The organism is Stappia sp. 28M-7, assembly GCF_014252955.1.
Classification (GTDB): Bacteria; Pseudomonadota; Alphaproteobacteria; order Rhizobiales; family Stappiaceae; genus Stappia.
On the sequence record NZ_JACMIA010000001.1, the window covers coordinates 2,486,685 to 2,503,453 of the forward strand.

12 protein-coding genes are annotated in these 16,769 nt (G+C 66.9%); 1 reads left to right on the forward strand and 11 read right to left on the reverse strand.

Annotation, left to right across the window (positions count from 1 at the left end; genetic code table 11):
• Nucleotides 1-9: 9 nt before the first annotated feature.
• The 11 genes from H7H34_RS10915 to H7H34_RS10965 form a co-directional block, all read right to left on the reverse strand.
• Entirely contained in the window at nt 10-873 is an 864-nt protein-coding gene (locus H7H34_RS10915; protein ID WP_185925209.1) for a phosphatidate cytidylyltransferase, read from the reverse strand.
• A complete protein-coding gene (locus tag H7H34_RS10920; protein ID WP_120267875.1) occupies nt 870-1,640 on the reverse strand; it encodes an isoprenyl transferase in 771 nt (256 codons plus the stop codon). The genes H7H34_RS10915 and H7H34_RS10920 overlap by 4 nt, the downstream gene beginning before the upstream one ends.
• A gap of 40 nt (nt 1,641-1,680) precedes the next feature.
• Entirely contained in the window at nt 1,681-2,244 is a 564-nt protein-coding gene (gene frr, locus H7H34_RS10925) for a ribosome recycling factor (RefSeq protein WP_067215265.1), read from the reverse strand.
• Nucleotides 2,245-2,438: 194 nt separating this feature from the next.
• Nucleotides 2,439-3,158 carry a UMP kinase gene (pyrH, locus tag H7H34_RS10930; RefSeq protein WP_067215266.1) on the reverse strand — a complete coding sequence of 240 codons (720 nt, stop codon included), beginning with the start codon at nt 3,156-3,158 and terminating at the stop codon, nt 2,439-2,441.
• Nucleotides 3,159-3,279: 121 nt separating this feature from the next.
• Nucleotides 3,280-4,203, reverse strand: a complete 924-nt coding sequence (tsf, locus tag H7H34_RS10935; RefSeq protein WP_120267874.1) for a translation elongation factor Ts — start codon at nt 4,201-4,203, stop codon at nt 3,280-3,282.
• A gap of 125 nt (nt 4,204-4,328) precedes the next feature.
• Nucleotides 4,329-5,123 carry a 30S ribosomal protein S2 gene (gene rpsB / locus H7H34_RS10940; RefSeq protein WP_120267873.1) on the reverse strand — a complete coding sequence of 265 codons (795 nt, stop codon included), beginning with the start codon at nt 5,121-5,123 and terminating at the stop codon, nt 4,329-4,331.
• Between the two features lie 682 nt (nt 5,124-5,805).
• The gene (dnaE, locus tag H7H34_RS10945; RefSeq protein WP_185925210.1) at nt 5,806-9,246 is read right to left on the reverse strand and encodes a DNA polymerase III subunit alpha; all 3,441 of its coding nucleotides are present in this window, start codon (nt 9,244-9,246) and stop codon (nt 5,806-5,808) included.
• A 1,251-nt stretch (nt 9,247-10,497) separates the two neighbouring features.
• Entirely contained in the window at nt 10,498-11,220 is a 723-nt protein-coding gene (locus H7H34_RS10950) for an ABC transporter ATP-binding protein (RefSeq protein WP_371811383.1), read from the reverse strand.
• On the reverse strand, nt 11,217-12,515 hold the full coding sequence (locus tag H7H34_RS10955; RefSeq protein WP_209006202.1) for a lipoprotein-releasing ABC transporter permease subunit: 1,299 nt from the start codon (nt 12,513-12,515) through the stop codon (nt 11,217-11,219). Before H7H34_RS10955 ends, H7H34_RS10950 begins: the two co-directional genes overlap by 4 nt.
• A gap of 110 nt (nt 12,516-12,625) precedes the next feature.
• Nucleotides 12,626-13,954: a proline--tRNA ligase gene (proS, locus tag H7H34_RS10960; protein WP_185925211.1), complete on the reverse strand. Its 1,329-nt coding sequence runs from the start codon at nt 13,952-13,954 to the stop codon at nt 12,626-12,628.
• 604 nt (nt 13,955-14,558) lie between these two features.
• Nucleotides 14,559-15,206: a hypothetical protein gene (locus H7H34_RS10965; RefSeq protein ID WP_245165049.1), complete on the reverse strand. Its 648-nt coding sequence runs from the start codon at nt 15,204-15,206 to the stop codon at nt 14,559-14,561.
• 141 nt (nt 15,207-15,347) lie between these two features.
• On the opposite strand from H7H34_RS10965, the gene trmFO reads away from it, so the two are divergent.
• Entirely contained in the window at nt 15,348-16,760 is a 1,413-nt protein-coding gene (gene trmFO, locus H7H34_RS10970; RefSeq protein WP_185925212.1) for a methylenetetrahydrofolate--tRNA-(uracil(54)-C(5))-methyltransferase (FADH(2)-oxidizing) TrmFO, read from the forward strand.
• Nucleotides 16,761-16,769: the final 9 nt, after the last annotated feature.

Consider the following 16,769-nt stretch of genomic DNA (forward strand, 5'->3'; position numbering starts at 1 on the left):
TTCAAGATCTCAATACCCTTGCAGGGCGATCACCGCACCGACCGGATCGACCAGCGAGCCGGCGAGGACGGCCGCCACCAGGTAGCCGACCACGCCGGCGCCCGTCAGGCCGTCGACCCGGTCCATGACGCCGCCATGGCCGGGAATGATATGGCCGGAATCCTTCACGCCGAAATGACGCTTCAGCGCCGATTCCAGCAGGTCGCCGGCCTGGGAGAAGACCGACAGGACGCCGGCCGACACGATCCAGAGCGACACCGGCACGCGCCCGACCAGGGCACCCATCGCCGCGCCGACGACAAGCGCGGCAGCCAGCCCGCCGAGCGCCCCGCTCCAGGTCTTCTTCGGCGACACGCGCGGCCACAGCTTCGGTCCGCCGAGCCGCCGGCCGACGAAATAGGCCAGGATGTCGGTTGCCCATACGACGGCAAACAAGAACAGGATCATCACGAAACCTTCCGACCCCAGCCGGAAGGCGATGAGCGCAACGCCGGTAAGGCCGGCATAGAGCACGCCGGTGCCCATCCAGCCGACGGGCGCCTCGCCCGACACCTGTCCCCACACCCAGAGCAGCGCGGCGAAGGCGAAGGCAAGCCCCAGCGCCAGCGGGGTCAGCGAAAGCGCCGCTGCGACCAGCATCAGGGCGATGCCGACGACGGCAACGACAATGGCCGCACGCTGCCGCGTCGCCCGGACGATGACCGTCCACTCCTGCAGGAGGATCATGGAGCAAAGCGCGGCGCCGGCGGCAAAGAACCAGCCGCCCAGCCAGACGATCGCAAGCACGGCCGGAGCCAGCAGCAGGGCCGAAATCACCCGCAGCTTCAGCTCGCTCGCCTTGGGCCTGCCTCCCCCCGCGGCCCCGCCGGTCATCTGGCGGCTTTCGCCGAAAGGCCTCCGAACCTGCGCTCGCGGGCCGAATAGGCTTCGAGCGCGCGGTCGAAGGCCGCCTCGTCGAAGTCCGGCCAGTGCAGGTCGGGAAAGTAGAATTCGCTGTAGGCGGACTGCCACAACAGGAAGTTGGACAGCCGCTGCTCGCCACTGGTGCGGATGACGAGATCGGGATCCGGCAGGCTGGCCGTATCGAGCCGGGCGGACACTGCCGCCTCGTCGATGTCGCCGGGCGCTATGAGGCCCGCAGCGACATCCGAGGCCAGGGCGCGCATGGCGCGCACCATCTCGTTGCGGGCGCCGTAGTTGAAGGCGACGACGAGGACCATGCCGGTGTTGTCGCGGGTGAGCTGCTCGCCCTCCTCGATCAGCGACAGGATCGAGGACGACAGGCCGCTACGCTCGCCGATCATCCGCACCCGCACGTTCTCGCGGTGGATCTCGGCAAGGTCGCGCCGCACGAAGCGCTCCAGAAGCGCCATCAGGAAGCCGACCTCGGCGGCCGGCCGGCTCCAGTTCTCCGAGGAGAAGGAGAAGATCGTCAGCACCTCGACGCCGCGCCGGGCGGCGTGCTTGACGGTGCGCCGCAGGGCCGAGACGCCGGCCCGATGCCCTTCGGTGCGGGGCAGTCCGCGAGAGACCGCCCAGCGACCGTTTCCGTCCATGATCACGGCGACATGCCGCGGCACAACGATCCGCTCCCCGGCTTCGGCCGGGGCGGACACGTCAAGGCCAGCCGTCACCGTCATCTCATGCTCCCCGCCACTTGGATCGAACCGGATCCTGGGGTCAGATCTGGGAGATTTCTTGTTCCTTTTTCGCCAGCATGGAATCGATTTCCGCGATCATCTCGTCGGTCATCTTCTGGACCTTGTCGGCGTGAACGCGGCTGTCGTCCTCGCTGATCGAGCCGTCCTTTTCCAGCTTCTTCAGCGTGTCCATGCCATCGCGGCGCACGTGGCGCACGGCGACCTTGGACTGCTCGGCATACTTGTGCGCGATCTTGATAAGGTCCTTGCGGCGCTCCTCGTTGAGCTCCGGAATCGGCAGACGCAGCGTCGTGCCGTCGACCACCGGGTTCAGGCCGAGGTTGGATTCGCGGATGGCACGCTCAACGGCGCCGACCATCGACTTGTCCCACACCTGCACGGAGATCATGCGCGGCTCGGGCACGCTCACCGTCGCCACCTGGTTGATCGGCATTTCGGACCCGTAGGCGTTCACCGTGATCGGATCCATCATGTTGGCAGAGGCGCGGCCGGTGCGAAGGCCGGCGAGATCCGTCTTCAGCACGCCGATGGCGCCGTTCATACGACGCTCGAGGTCGCCAAAATCGATACCCTGGTCCGCCATCTTGTCCTCTCTTGTCGAAGCAACGCCCCGGACAAATCCTCGGGGCGCGAAACCGTCGCGTCTTATTTCCATGACGGTGGCCACAAAGGCAAGGCCCTGCACGCGCTTTTGCAAGAAGGGCCCGCAGGCGCAACCGCCTGCGGGCCCTCACAGGGCGTGCTTCGGGCTGCCGCGATGCGGCGCCGCCGGTCCTGCTAGTCGGCGATGACCGTGTAGCGGCCGGAGCCGTTCATCACGTCGACCAGCGCGCCGGGCGTGCGAATCGAGAACACGATGACCGGAATGGCATTGTCGCGGGCCAGCGCGATGGCGGTCGCGTCCATCACCTTGAGGTCGCGGCCGAGCACCTCGCCGGGCGTGAGGGTGTCGTAGCGCTCGGCGTCCGGCACCTTCTTGGGATCGTCCGAATAGACGCCGTCGACGCTGGTGCCCTTCAGGAAGGCATCGCAGCGCATCTCGGCCGCGCGCAGTGCCGCGCCGCTGTCGGTGGTGAAGAACGGATTGCCCGTGCCGCCGGCGAAGACGATCACGTCGCCGTCTTCCATGTAGCGCTCGGCGCCGCGCTGGGTGAAGGTCTCGCAGATCGAGGGCACCGGCACGGCGGACAGAACGCGCGCCGGAACGCCGAGGCGCCGCAGGGCGTCGGCCAGCGTCAGCGAGTTCATGACCGTGGCCAGCATGCCCATGTGGTCGCCGGTGACCCGGTTGCCGCCCTTGGCGGCGATGGCCACGCCGCGAAAGATGTTGCCGCCGCCGACGACGACGCCGACCTGGGCGCCGAGCGACACCGCCTCGGCAATTTCCTTTGCCACCCGGCCGACCGTCTCAGGGTCGATGCCGAAGTCCTGCGAGCCCATCAGTGCCTCGCCCGAGAGCTTGACCAGCACGCGTCGCCAGCGGAGTTTTCCCGTCATTGTTCTTCTCGTCGTGATCAGGGCAGTGTGTCTTCACTAGACACGAAAACGCAAGCCGATCCGTCGGACGGGCTTGCGCGCATAGAAGAAGGGCGCCGGAATGACCGGCGCCCCTCTGGACTTAGTTGCCGACGGCCGCCGCGACTTCCGCGGCGAAATCGGTCTCTTCTTTCTCGATGCCTTCGCCGAGCGCATAGCGCACGAAGCCGACCAGCTTCACCGGCTTGCCCAGCTCCTTGCCGCACGCCTCGACGGCCTGCTCGACGGTCTTGTCCGGGTCGATCACGAACGCCTGCTTCACGAGGGTGACTTCCTCGTAGAACTTGCGCAGACGGCCCTCGACCATCTTCTCGATGATGTTCTCCGGCTTGCCCGACTCGCGCGCCTGCTCGGCGAAGATCTGACGCTCGCGCTCCACGACCTCCGGATCGAGGTCCTCGACGCTCAGCGACAGCGGGTTGGTCGCGGCAACATGCATGGCGACCTTGCGGCCGAACGCGGCGAGCTCGGCGGCATCAGCCTCCGACTCGAGCGCCACCAGCACGCCGATCTTGCCGAGGTTGTCGGCGATCGCGCTGTGGACATAGGTCGCAACGACGCCGGCCGAAACCGACAGGACGGCGGCGCGGCGCAGCGACATGTTCTCGCCGATGGTCGCGATGGCGTCCTTGATCGAATCGGAGACGGACTTGGACGAGCCCGGGAAGGTCGCGTTGCCGAGAGCCTCGACATCGCCGCCGACCGACAGGGCCGCCTTGGCGGTGCCGGAGACCAGCGCCTGGAACGCATCGTTACGGGCGACGAAGTCGGTCTCGGAGTTCAGCTCGACGACAGCGGCCTTGGTGCCTTCGGCGGCGACGCCGACCAGACCCTCGGCGGCCACGCGGCCGGCCTTCTTGGCGGCCTTGGCCAGACCCTTGGTCCGCAGCCAGTCGATGGCCGCTTCCATGTCGCCGTTGTTCTCGGTGAGGGCTGCCTTGCAGTCCATCATGCCCGCGCCGGTCTTCTCGCGGAGCTCCTTCACCATCGCAGCGGTAATGCTCATAGATTGCCTCGTTGACGGGTTGTCACCCCGGCAGCTGTAGCCGAGGCCATACTTAAGAATGATGACAGGCGCCGCCGGAAAGGCGGCAGCCGGCGGATGGTTTCCGCCGGCCCGGGTCTATCCCGTCAGGCCTGAGCTTCTGCGGACGCTTCCGCGGGAGCCGCCTCGGCAGCTTCCAGAGCCGGCTCCACCGGAGCCTCCTCGGCCGCGCCGACGTCGATGCCCATGCCGCCCTGGGCACGGGAAATGCCGTCGATGGCAGCGCGCGCGATCAGGTCGCAGTACAGGGTGATCGCACGACCGGCGTCGTCATTGCCCGGAACCGGGTAGTCGATGCCGTCCGGATCGCAGTTGCTGTCGACGATCGCGGCGACCGGGATGCCAAGACGCTTGGCTTCCTGGATGGCGATGGCCTCGCGGTTGGTGTCGATCACGAAGATCAGGTCCGGCAGGCCACCCATGTCCTTGATGCCGCCCAGGTTCCGCTCGAGCTTCTCGCGCTCGCGGTCCATGAACAGGCGCTCCTTCTTGGTGAGGCCGCTCGGGTTGCCGAGGGTCTCTTCAAGCTTGCGCAGACGCTGGATCGACTGGGAGATGGTCTTCCAGTTGGTCAGCATGCCGCCGAGCCAGCGGGCGTTGACATGGTACTGGGCCGAACGGCGGGCCGCGTCGGCAACCGACTCCTGGGCCTGACGCTTGGTGCCGACCAGCAGCACGCGACCGCCGGCGGCAACCGTGTCGGACACGGTCTTCAGCGCCTGGTGCAGCAGCGGCACGGTCTGGGCGAGATCCAGGATATGGATGTTGTTGCGCACGCCGAAAATGTAGTTCCCCATCTTGGGGTTCCAGCGGTGCTTCTGGTGGCCGAAGTGGACACCGGCTTCCAGCAGCTGGCGCATCGTGAAATCGGGCAGGGCCATGGCCTTGCAACTCCTTGATTTTCCGGTTGTACCTCCGCAGGGTGTGGCAGTGCTCAAGCACCGACACCGGATGGACCCCGTCCGTGACGAAAACCGACCCTGCGTGTGGAATGCGCGCCTTATACTGACACGCGCGCAACAAGACAAGCCCTGCCGGCCCGCCTTTTGCCTTGCCTGCCGCAGAAAGATGCGGTTGGCGAGAGGGTGTGGTGCTGTCGCGAAGGGGCGTGAGTCGCTGTCGGCGCGCATCCGAAAGGCCCTCGGCTCTCCGGTCCCGGGTCGCGCAATGCTTGCCCGGGATGACGAAGGAGAAGGGCTGGCGGGCAGCAGGTGCGAAGGAGAGAGCCGTTCGCATCTCGAGGGCGCGCCATTGTCTCGGGCTGTCATACCTGTGAAGGCAGGTATCCAGTATCCGCCTGGGCGTGTAGTGGCACGAAGGCGGCAGCCTCCGGCCTTGCTGCAGCAGCGTCGAGGATTCAGTCGCGACCGCTCGTGGTTACTGGATCCCGGTCTTCGGCTACGCCGAAACCGGGACGACAGGCAGTGAGTGAGCGCGAGTCAGAGCACCCTCGCTACCGCTCTGGCAGCCAATAGGCCCCGGATCTCGCGATGCTCGTCCGGGGTGACGACCGAGGGGATGCGGGTGGGCGCGCCTTTTCGGACGCCCCCCCGCCCGGCCCGATCAGGCCAGCTGCACCTCGACAACGCCCGGAATGGTCTTGACTGCGCCGGCCATCTGCGGCGTCAGACGGTAGCCGCCCGGCAGCTTGACCTCGACCTCGCGGTTGCCGTCGCCGCACAGCACCACGACGCTGACCTCGCCGTCGCCCCGGTCGCCCAGGTGCCGCGACAGGCGCGACACGGCCTGCTCGTTGCGCAGGAAGACGGTGAGGCTCTTCTGCACGCGCGAGGCCTCCTCCTCCAGCGGGCGCACCGACTGGATTCGCAGGCTCGGCTCGTCGTCGCGCATGTCCGCCCCGACCAGAAGCACCACCGAGACGCCCGGCTCCAGCGCATCGCGGAACTGCGCCAGCGCCTCGGAAAACAGCAGTGCCTCGAACTGGCCGGAAGGATCGGACAGGCGGACGATGCCCATGCGGTTGCCCGAGCGGGTCTTGCGCTCCTGGCGCGCCAGCACCGTGCCGGCGAGACGGCCGGCGGAGGCGCCCTGCTTCACCGCCTGCGAGAACTCGCTCCACATCTGCACGCGCATGCGCTCCAGCAGCGGGCGATAGGCATCGAGCGGATGGGCGGAGAGATAGAAGCCGATGGCCGCCTGCTCGCGCTGCAATTGCTCCTCCGGCAGCCAGGCCTGCGCGTCGGGCAGATGCACCTCCTCGCCCTCCTCGCCGCCGCCGAACATGTCGTTCTGGCCGCTGCTCTTTTCCTCGTCGGTCCGCTGGGCAACGCCGATAATGCGATCGAGACCGGCAACGAGCCGCGCGCGGTTGGGTTCCAGCTCGTCGAAGGCGCCGGCATTGACGAGGCTTTCCAGCGTCCGCTTGTTGAGCTGGCGCGCGTTCACCCGCGAGGAGAAATTGCCGAGGCTCGAGAACGGGCGTTCCTCGCGCATGGCGATGATGTGCTCCATCACCCCCTCGCCCACGCCCTTGATCGCGCCCATAGCGTAGCGGATCTTCTCGCCCTCGACGGTGAAATGCACGCCGGAGCGGTTGATCGAGGGCGGCAGCACCTTGATGCCCATGCGCCGCGCCTCGACGCAGAAGTCGCTGAGCTTGTCCGTGTTGCCGAGATCGAGCGTCATCGACGCGGCCATGAACTCGACCGGGTGGTTCGCCTTCAGCCAGGCCGTCTGATAGGAGACGAGCGCATAGGCGGCGGCGTGCGACTTGTTGAAGCCGTAATTCGCGAACTTGGCGACGAGGTCGAAGATCGTGCCCGCCTGCCCCTTGTCGACGCCGCGCTCGACCGCACCCTCGACGAAGCGCGCGCGCTGCACTTCCATCTCCGAGGCGATCTTCTTGCCCATGGCGCGGCGCAGCAGGTCGGCTTCGCCGAGCGAGTAGCCCGAGAGCACCTGGGCGATCTGCATCACCTGCTCCTGGTAGACGATGATGCCGTTCGTCTCTTTCAGGATCGGCTCGAGCAGCGGATGCAGATAGTCCGGCTCCTGCTCGCCATGCTTGACCGCATTGTAGACCGGGATGTTGTCCATCGGGCCGGGACGGTACAGCGCCACCAGCGCGATGATGTCCTCGAACCGATCCGGCTTCATGCCGGCGATGGCCCGGCGCATGCCCTGGCTTTCCAGCTGGAACACGCCGACCGTCTCGCCGGCCGCAAGCAGCCGGTAGGTCGCCGGGTCGTCCATCGGCAGGCCCGCCATGTCGACGGTGATGCCCTTGTCGGCGATCAGCTTCACCGCCGTGTCGATCACCGTCAGCGTCTTCAGGCCGAGGAAGTCGAACTTCACCAGACCCGCCTGCTCGACCCACTTCATGTTGAACTGGGCGACCGGCATGTCGGAGCGCGGGTCGCGGTAGAGCGGCACCAACTGCTCCAGCGGCCGGTCGCCGATGACGACGCCGGCGGCGTGGGTCGAGGCGTGGCGGTAGAGCCCCTCCAGCTTCTGCGCCATGGCAAGCAGCCGCGCGACCGTCTCCTCCTCGCGCTGCGCCTCCTGCAGGCGCGGCTCGTCGCGGATCGCCTGTTCCAGCGTGATCGGCTGGCCCGGCACCGCCGGCACCATCTTCGACAGGCGGTCGACCTGGCCGTAGGGCATCTGCAGCACGCGGCCGACGTCGCGCAGCACGGCGCGTGCCTGCAGCGTACCGAAGGTGATGATCTGCGCCACCTGCTCGCGCCCGTACTTGCGCTGCACGTAGCGGATGACCTCTTCGCGCCGGTTCTGGCAGAAGTCGATGTCGAAGTCCGGCATCGACACGCGCTCGGGATTAAGAAATCTCTCGAACAGAAGCGCGTAACGCATTGGATCAAGGTCGGTAATGGTCAGTGACCAAGCGACCAAAGAGCCCGCACCAGAACCACGGCCCGGCCCCACCGGGATATCCTGCGCCTTCGCCCACTTGATGAAGTCGGCAACGATCAGGAAGTAGCCGGGAAAGCGCATGCGCTCGATGACGCCGAGCTCGTAGTCGAGCCGGTCCCAGTAGTCCTGCTCGCTGACGCCCTCGGCAAGGCCATGCGCTTCGAGGCGGCCGGTCAGGCCTTCGCGCGCCTGGCGGCGCAGCTCCTCGACCTCGGCGATGAAGGCGGCTTCCGGATCGGCGGAGGCGCCGGCGAACTGCGGCAGGATCGGCGAGCGCTTCATCGGCCGGGCATGGCAGCGCCGGGCGATCTCCACCGTATTGGCGGTTGCCTCCGGCAAATCCGCAAACAGTTCAATAATTTCCGCGCGCGTCTTAAAGCGATGCTCCGGCGTCAGGCGGCGGCGGTCGTCCTCGATGATCACCCGGCCTTCCGAGATCGCGATCAGCGCGTCATGCGCCTCGTAATCGTCGGCGGTGGCGAAGAACGGCTCGTTGGTGGCGACGAGCGGCAGCCCGAGATCGTAGGCCAGCCGGATGGTCTCGGCCTCACTGGCAATCTCCTCCGGCATGTCGTGGCGCTGCAGCTCCACATAAAGGCGGTCGCCGAAGGCTGCCGCCAGCCGCTCCAGCCGCGCGCGGGCCTTGTCCGGCTCGCCGGCGACCAGCGCCTGGCCGACCGGCCCGCCGACGCCGCCGGTGAGCAGGATGACGCCGGCCGAGCGATCCTCCAGCCGCGAGATCGGGATGTGGGCGCGCATGGACGGGTCGGTGTCGAGATAGGCGCGGCTGACCACGTCCATCAGGTTGCCGTAGCCCTCGTCCGTCGCGGCCAGCAAAACCACGTCGCCGAGATGTTCGGTGCCCCGCCCCTTGCGCACACCGCCATCGCCGAAATCGACGGCAAGCTGCACGCCGGTGATCGGCTGGATGCCGGCGCCCCAGGCCTTGTCGGAAAACTCCAGCGCGCCGAAGAGATTGGAGGTGTCGGTGATGGCGAGCGCCGGCTGGCCGTCGCCGCTGGCAAGCCCGACGAGCTTGCCGATCGGCAGCGCGCCTTCCAGAAGCGAATAGGCCGAATGGACCCTGAGATGGACGAAGCCGGGATCGCTCATCTTTTTGCCCGCCGTTGCTGCCTGCCGAAAATGACAGGCGGCGCGCACGCGATCAGGGCTGTTGCGCGATCGGGAAAGGCGGCCGCCTGTGGTCGAGCGGACAGTGTTTCCCGTCCGCTCCCCGATGTCGACCCGCCCTGCCCGCCGATCCCCAGATATGGGCACGCCATGCACTGCCAATTCGCGGACCGGCGAGAACCACCGGCGGACGGCGAGCCCGTCAGATGGTCAGGCGGTCAGCAGCTCGGCAATGGCGCTGCTCCAGAGCAGCATCGTGGTGCCGAACAGGGTCAGCGCCGCCAATGCGGCCAGATCCTGAAAACTGTCGCGGAACTCATCGAACATAGTAGCCTCCCTTGCCCAGGAACTCTCGGTGAACTCTCGATAATTCGAGTATGTTCACGTTTTGTTCTTTTCACAACCCCCGTCATTCTGGCGGAACGACTCATGGTTAGCGCACGGTTAAACCGGGCGCAGGGTCGGAGGCGGAGCCCAGAGGTGCCCCTGGCGAGCATGAGGCGGGAGGCGCTCACCCACCCTCAGCTGTCATGCCTGCGAAGGCAGGCATCCAGTATCCGCTGGGGCGTGTGGGTTTGCGAAAGCGGATGCCCCTCGGAGAGAGGCGCTCGCGGCAACGTCACGGCTCAGGTCGCGCGATCTGGGGTTACTGGGTCCCGGTCTTCGGCTTTGCCGAAACCGGGACGACAGGCCGAGTGTGGGTGCGCGTCAGCGTGCCCTCGCCACCGCTCTGGAAGCCAATAGGCCCCGGATCTCGCGATGCTCGTCCGGGGTGACGGCGGAGGGATCGAATTGACGGCAGAGGGGATGCGGGGTCGCGCCTCTCTCTCAGGTCGTCATCCCGGACGGCGCGCAGCGCCGAGCCGGGATCAGGGAGCCAGAACCGTGTTGTTCGGGAGTGCCTTCGACGGGCCCTCGGCTCGCCGGTCCCGGGTCGCGGCTTCGCCTTGCCCGGGATGACGAAAGGAAAGGCTGTGCGTCCGGGAGGATGAAAGAGAGGCGAGTGCCGGATGCAACCGGGATAGGCGCGGGAGAGGCTCGGGTCGCACGATCTGGGGTTACTGGGTCCCGGTCTTCGGCTTTGCCGAAACCGGGACGACAGGCCGAGTGTGGGTGCGCGTCGACGTTTCCTCACCACCGCAATGGAAACGAATGGACCCCGGCACGCGCTTCGCTTGGCCGGAGTGACGGCCGAGGGGGCGGGGTGACCGCGGAAGGATCGCCGTGACGGCGTCAGAGCTCGATGATCTGCTGGTCGCGCAGGGTGATGCGGCGGTCCATGCGGCCCGCCAGCTCCATGTTGTGGGTGGCGATCAGCGCGGCAAGGCCGGAGGCGCGCACCAGCGCCACCAGCGCATCGAACACGTAGCTGGAGGTGCCGGGGTCGAGGTTGCCGGTCGGCTCGTCGGCGAGCAGAACGCGCGGCGCATTGGCGACGGCGCGGGCAATGGCAACGCGCTGCTGCTCGCCGCCCGAAAGCTCGGACGGGCGATGGCTCGCCCGGTTGCCGAGGCGCATGTAGTCGAGCAGCTGGCTCGCCCGCTCCTCGGCCTCGCGCTTGTCGAGCCCGCGGATCAACTGCGGGATGACGAGGTTTTCCAGCGCCGTAAACTCGGGCAGCAGGTGGTGGAACTGGTAGACGAAGCCGAGCTCGGTGCGGCGCATGCGCGTGCGGTCGGCGTCTTCCATGCTGCCGCAGGGCCGCCCGCCGACATAGACCTCGCCGCTGTCGGGCCGCTCCAGCAGCCCGGCGATGTGCAGCAGGGTCGACTTGCCGGCGCCCGACGGCGCGACCAGCGCAACGAGTTCGCCCGGATGAAGCGCAAGGTTGGCGTCGATCAGAATATCCAGCTGGCCCTCGCCCTCGCGAAAGCTGCGGTTGATGCCGGCAAGCACCAGCGGCAGGTCGCCGAGTGCGTCGATCTGGGCCTGTTCCTGTTCGGGAGCCATGGTCATTCGTATCTCAGCGCCTCGACCGGGTCGAGCCTGGCAGCCCGCCAGGCGGGATAGAGGGTCGCCAGCAGCGACAGCACCATCGCCATCACCACGACGGTGAAGGTCTCGCCCGTGTCCATGTCGGCCGGCAGGCGGCTGAGGAAATAGAGCTCGGGCGAAAACAGCTCGGTGCTGGTCAGCCAGGAAATGCCCTGGCGGATGCTCTCGACATTCAGGCAGACGATGAAGCCGAGCAGGAAGCCGGCCAGCGTGCCGACGATGCCGATGCTGGCGCCGGTGATCAGGAACACGCGCAGGATGGTGCCGCGCGTTGCGCCCATCGTGCGCAGGATGGCGATATCGCGGCCCTTGTCCTTCACCAGCATGGTCATGCCGGAAATGATGTTGAGCGCCGCCACCAGCACGATCAGCGTGAGGATGAGGAACATCACGTTGCGCTCGACCTCGAGCGCGGAGAAGAAGGTCATGTTGCGCGCGCGCCAGTCGCTGACGAAGGCGGGCCGTCCCGCCCCCTCCTCGACGGCGGTCCGCATCGGCCCGACGCTGTCGGGATCGTCGGTGAAGACCTCGATACCGGTGACGATGCCCTCCTGGTTGAAGAAGAGCTGCGCCTCCTCCAGCGGCATGAAGGCGATGGTGCCGTCGTATTCCGACATGCCGATCTCGAAGATCGCGCGCACCGGATAGCCTTTCACCCGCGGAGTGACGCCGAGCGCGGTGACATTGCCGCGCGGCACGACCAGCGTGACGGTATCGCCGACGGTGACGCCGAGCTGGCGGGCCATGCGCGTGCCGATGGCAAGGCCGCCGGCCGTGTCGAAGCCTTCTAGCGTGCCGACGCTGACCGTGCTGGCGACCAGCGGCAGCTTGACCATGTCGGCCTCGCGCACGCCGCGCACCAAGGCGCCGAACGCGCCCGAAGGACCGGAAATCAACGCCTGCCCCTCGACGAAGGGCAGCGTGAAGGTGACGCCCTCGAGATTCTCGATCCGGGCGGCGACCGCATCATAGTCGTCGAGCTCGCTGCCGATGGGTTGCACCAGCAGATGACCGTTGATGCCGAGGATCTTGGACAGGAGCTCGCCGCGGAAGCCGTTCATCACCGCCATGACGATGATCAGCGTCGCAACGCCCAGCATGATGCCGAGAAAGGAGAAACCGGCGATAACGGAAATGAACGTCTCGCGGCGCCGCGAGCGGAGATACCGCCCTGCCAGCATCCATTCGAACCGGGCGAAGGCCGGCGTGTCGACGGACTTCGCCGACCCGGCCCCAGGCTTTGCGGCTGCGTTCATTCCGATTCCCTGTGCCAGTCACAACCGGGCGGTCTTGCCCGGGCAGTCTCGTCCGGCGGCGGAGCGCCCGCCACCTGAGGGGATGCCGGCCCCGCAGGGCCGGCCCCTGGTCAGGACGCCAGCTCGCCGACGAGACGAGTGACAGCCTCCTGTGGCGAAACCGTGCTGCGCTCGCCGCTTGCCCGGTTCTTGAGCTCGACCACGCCTTCCTTGAGGCCGCGCGGTCCGACAATAAGCTGCCACGGCAGGCCGATGAGGTCCATTGTCGCGAACTTCGCACCCGCCCGGGTGTCGACGTCATCCACAAGCACCTCGATGCCGGCGGCCGTCAGCTGGCGCTCCAGATCGGCACAGGCCGCATCGGACTCCGCATCGCCCGGCTTCAGGTTGATCAGACCCACATGATACGGGGCGACCGAGGCCGGCCACTTGATTCCCGCCTCGTCGTGATGCGCCTCGATGATCGCGCCCAGCAGACGCGACACGCCGACGCCATAGGAACCCATATGCACCGGCACCTCGACACCGTCGGGCCCGGCGACCTTGGCGCCCATCGGCTCGGAATACTTGGTGCCGAAATAGAAGATATGGCCAACCTCGATGCCGCGCGCCGACATGCGCGCATCTTCCGCGATCGCCTCGTAGGCGCTGGCGTCGTGCATCTCGTCGGTCGCTGCATAGGGCGTGGTCCAGGCATCGATGACCGGGGTCAGGTCGCTGTCGAAGTCGGTGTCCTCGCCCGGAATCGGCAGGTCGAGGATCGCCTTGTCGCAGAACACCTCGCTCTCGCCGGTGGAGGCCAGGATGATGAACTCGTGGCTCATGTCGCCGCCGATGGGGCCGGTATCGGCGCGCATCGGGATCGCCTGCAGGCCCATGCGGGCGAAGGTGCGCAGGTAGGCGACGAACATGCGGTTGTAGGCATGGCGCGCGCCTTCCTTGTCCAGATCGAAGGAATAGGCGTCCTTCATCAGGAACTCGCGGCCGCGCATGATGCCAAAGCGCGGGCGCACCTCGTCGCGGAACTTCCACTGGATGTGGTAGAGGTTCATCGGCAGGTCTTTGTAGGAGCGCACCGAGGCCCGGAAGATGTCGGTGATCATCTCCTCGTTGGTCGGCCCGTACAGCATCTCGCGCTCGTGCCGGTCGGCGATGCGCAGCATCTCCTTGCCATAGGCATCATAGCGCCCGCTCTCGCGCCACAGGTCGGCCGGCTGGATCGTCGGCATCAGGAGTTCCTGGGCACCGGCCCGGTTCTGCTCCTCGCGCACGATCTGCTCGATCTTGCGCAGGACCCGCAGGCCGAACGGCAGCCAGGCATAGATGCCGGCCGCTTCCTGACGGATCAGACCCGCGCGCAGCATCAGCCGGTGCGAGACGATCTCCGCCTCCTTCGGCGTTTCCTTGAGAATGGGAAGAAAGGTGCGGGACAGGCGCATCGGCGTGCTTCTCGGACTTCTTTGGCTGGCAGGAACGGCGCGCGAGTGCAACGCCTGAAGTTTGCGCAGTGAAAGCGCATGCGCCCGGAAAACACAAGTCCCGCCGGCGCGGAAGATGGCGCGAAACCGCGAAAATCGCGCGACCCGTTTTCAGCCGCGCGACTTCAACCCCCACCCCGCAAAAAAATTGGGCTGCTCTTGCACAAAATGGTGACAAGAGGATAACGATGCGTTATGGTCCGTCCTCATAAGAAGGCAAGAAGCCGCAAGGCTTACTTTGCCAAAAAACAGACATCGCGGTCTGAGTCTTGGGAGGAAGAGCCTTCTGGCGCGTCGTAACTGACTGCTGCCCGCCGAAACAGATCTTTTTTGCCTTTGGCGAACGAAGGTGCGATACGCGAAACCTGAAAAGCAAGGCCTAGTGCCTTGCTTTTTTTCTTTTCCGAACCTGTTTGACCTCAAAACATGCTTGCGCCTTACTCACCGCGCGCAAGCTTGAGGCCGCTTTCGCCTGGAAAAAAGCGAAAGCGACTGCCTGCAGATCTTGCAGGGTCCCTTTGCGGAAACTGGTCCCGGTGCCCTGCGGAAAATCGGGAGGGCGGCGTCAGCTGCGCTCGGCGAACCAGGCATCGAGCGGCATGATCACCGGCTTGATGCCGTTTGCCTCCGGCCAGGAATCGACCGCGAACGCCGCACCGCCCTTGGTCTCGCGCACCACCGCGGTTGCATGCGGATAACGGCCGTCGAGGAAGAAGCCGCGCGCCACCGGGCTCGCCACCTGATGGTGGGCGAGATAGCCGGCGCGGGCCAACACGCTCAGCACGCTGGTCGTGTTTGTCGCCTCGTCGATGCAGTCCATCTGTCCCGGCACGCCGGCATTGTGCAGATCGTAGCCGCCGACATCCTTGTCCGAGCCGACGACCGGGCCGATGGTCCGTTCCGACCAGGCGATGGCCTCGGCGATGGCGGCGCGCTCGGCCGCGGGCGACTTGCGCCCCTTGGCCAGGATCGCCTTGAACCGGCGCATATGGGCGGGCGAGAAATCGAACGGCGTCTTCCGCGCGCAGCCGAAGGCATGGCAGACATAGATGCGGGTGCCCGACGGGGCGACGGCCCCGCGTGCCGAGTACCAGCCGCCGATATTGCCGGAGGCCTGTCCGGCACAGCCGGCCAGCAGCAGGCCGGCGAGCGCCAGCAGCACCTTGCCGCGCGGCGCCATGCCCCGCCGTTTCGCGTCCGCATCCCGAATCATTGCGCTCCCCTGACCGTTGTCCCCTCTGTTATCCTTCCAGCGTTTGCCTGATGGAAGGGGACGCGCTAAGTCAGCGCCTTGAAACGGACACGCCCGGCCGGCATTTGCGGCGGGAAACGACAGCGCGGAGAGTGAAGCGAGATGCAGCCAGTTCATGTCATCGGCGGTGGCCTTGCCGGTTCGGAGGCAGCCTGGCAGCTTGCCCGGCGCGGCGTGCCGGTGGTGCTGCACGAGATGCGCCCGGTGCGCGGCACCGATGCGCACAAGACGCAGGACCTTGCCGAGCTGGTCTGTTCCAACTCGTTCCGCTCGGACGATGCGGACTACAACGCCGTCGGCCTGCTGCATGCCGAGCTGCGCGCCGCCGGCTCGCTGATCATGGCCAGCGCCGATGCGCATCAGGTGCCGGCCGGCGGGGCGCTCGCTGTCGATCGCGACGGCTTTGCCGCCGCCGTCACCGCCGCGCTGGAGGCCCATCCCCTGATCACCATCCAGCGCGAGGAGATCGCCGGCCTGCCGCCCGAGAACTGGGACAGCGTCATCATCGCCACCGGGCCGCTGACCTCGCCTGCCCTGTCGCAGGCGATCCTGGAGGCAACCGGCGAGGATGCCCTCGCCTTCTTCGACGCCATCGCACCGATCCTGCATTTCGACAGCGTCGACCTCGACACCTGCTGGTTCCAGTCGCGCTACGACAAGCCCGGCCCCGGCGGATCGGGCAAGGACTACATCAACTGCCCGATGGACAAGGCACAGTACGACGCCTTCATCGACGCCCTGATCGCCGCCCCCAAGGCGGAGTTCAAGGAGTGGGAGGAGAACACGCCCTATTTCGACGGCTGCCTGCCCATCGAGGTGATGGCAGAGCGCGGCCGCGAGACCCTGCGCCACGGGCCGATGAAGCCGATGGGCCTGACCAATGCCCACAAGCCGGATCAAAAGCCGTACGCGGTCGTCCAGCTGCGCCAGGACAACGCGCTCGGCACGCTCTACAACATGGTCGGTTTCCAGACCAAGCTGAAGCACGGGGCCCAACTCGAGGTGTTCCGGATGATTCCGGGGCTGGAAAACGCCGTCTTCGCGCGGCTCGGCGGCCTGCACCGCAACACGTTCCTCAACTCGCCGAAGCTGCTGGACGGCACGCTGCGGCTGAAGGCGCGGCCGGCGCTGCGCTTTGCCGGCCAGGTGACGGGCTGCGAGGGCTATGTGGAATCGGCGAGCGTCGGCTGCATGGCGGGCCTGTTCGCGGCCGCCGAGCGGCTCGGCGAGGCCTGCACCCCGCCGCCGGCGACCACAGCGATGGGCGCCCTGATCGACCACATCACCGGCGGCCACATCCTACGCGAGGAGCCGGGCCCGCGCTCGTTCCAACCGATGAACGTGAATTTCGGCCTGTTCCCGCCCATCGAGGCGCCGAAGACCGACGAGGACGGCCGCCGGCTGAAGGGCAAGGACAAGACCAAGGCCAAGAAGCTGGCGATGACCCGCCGCGCGCGCGAGGACTTCGGCCGCTGGATTGCCGGCACCGTACCCGTGCGCGACGCCGCCGAATAGGCGAAAGCG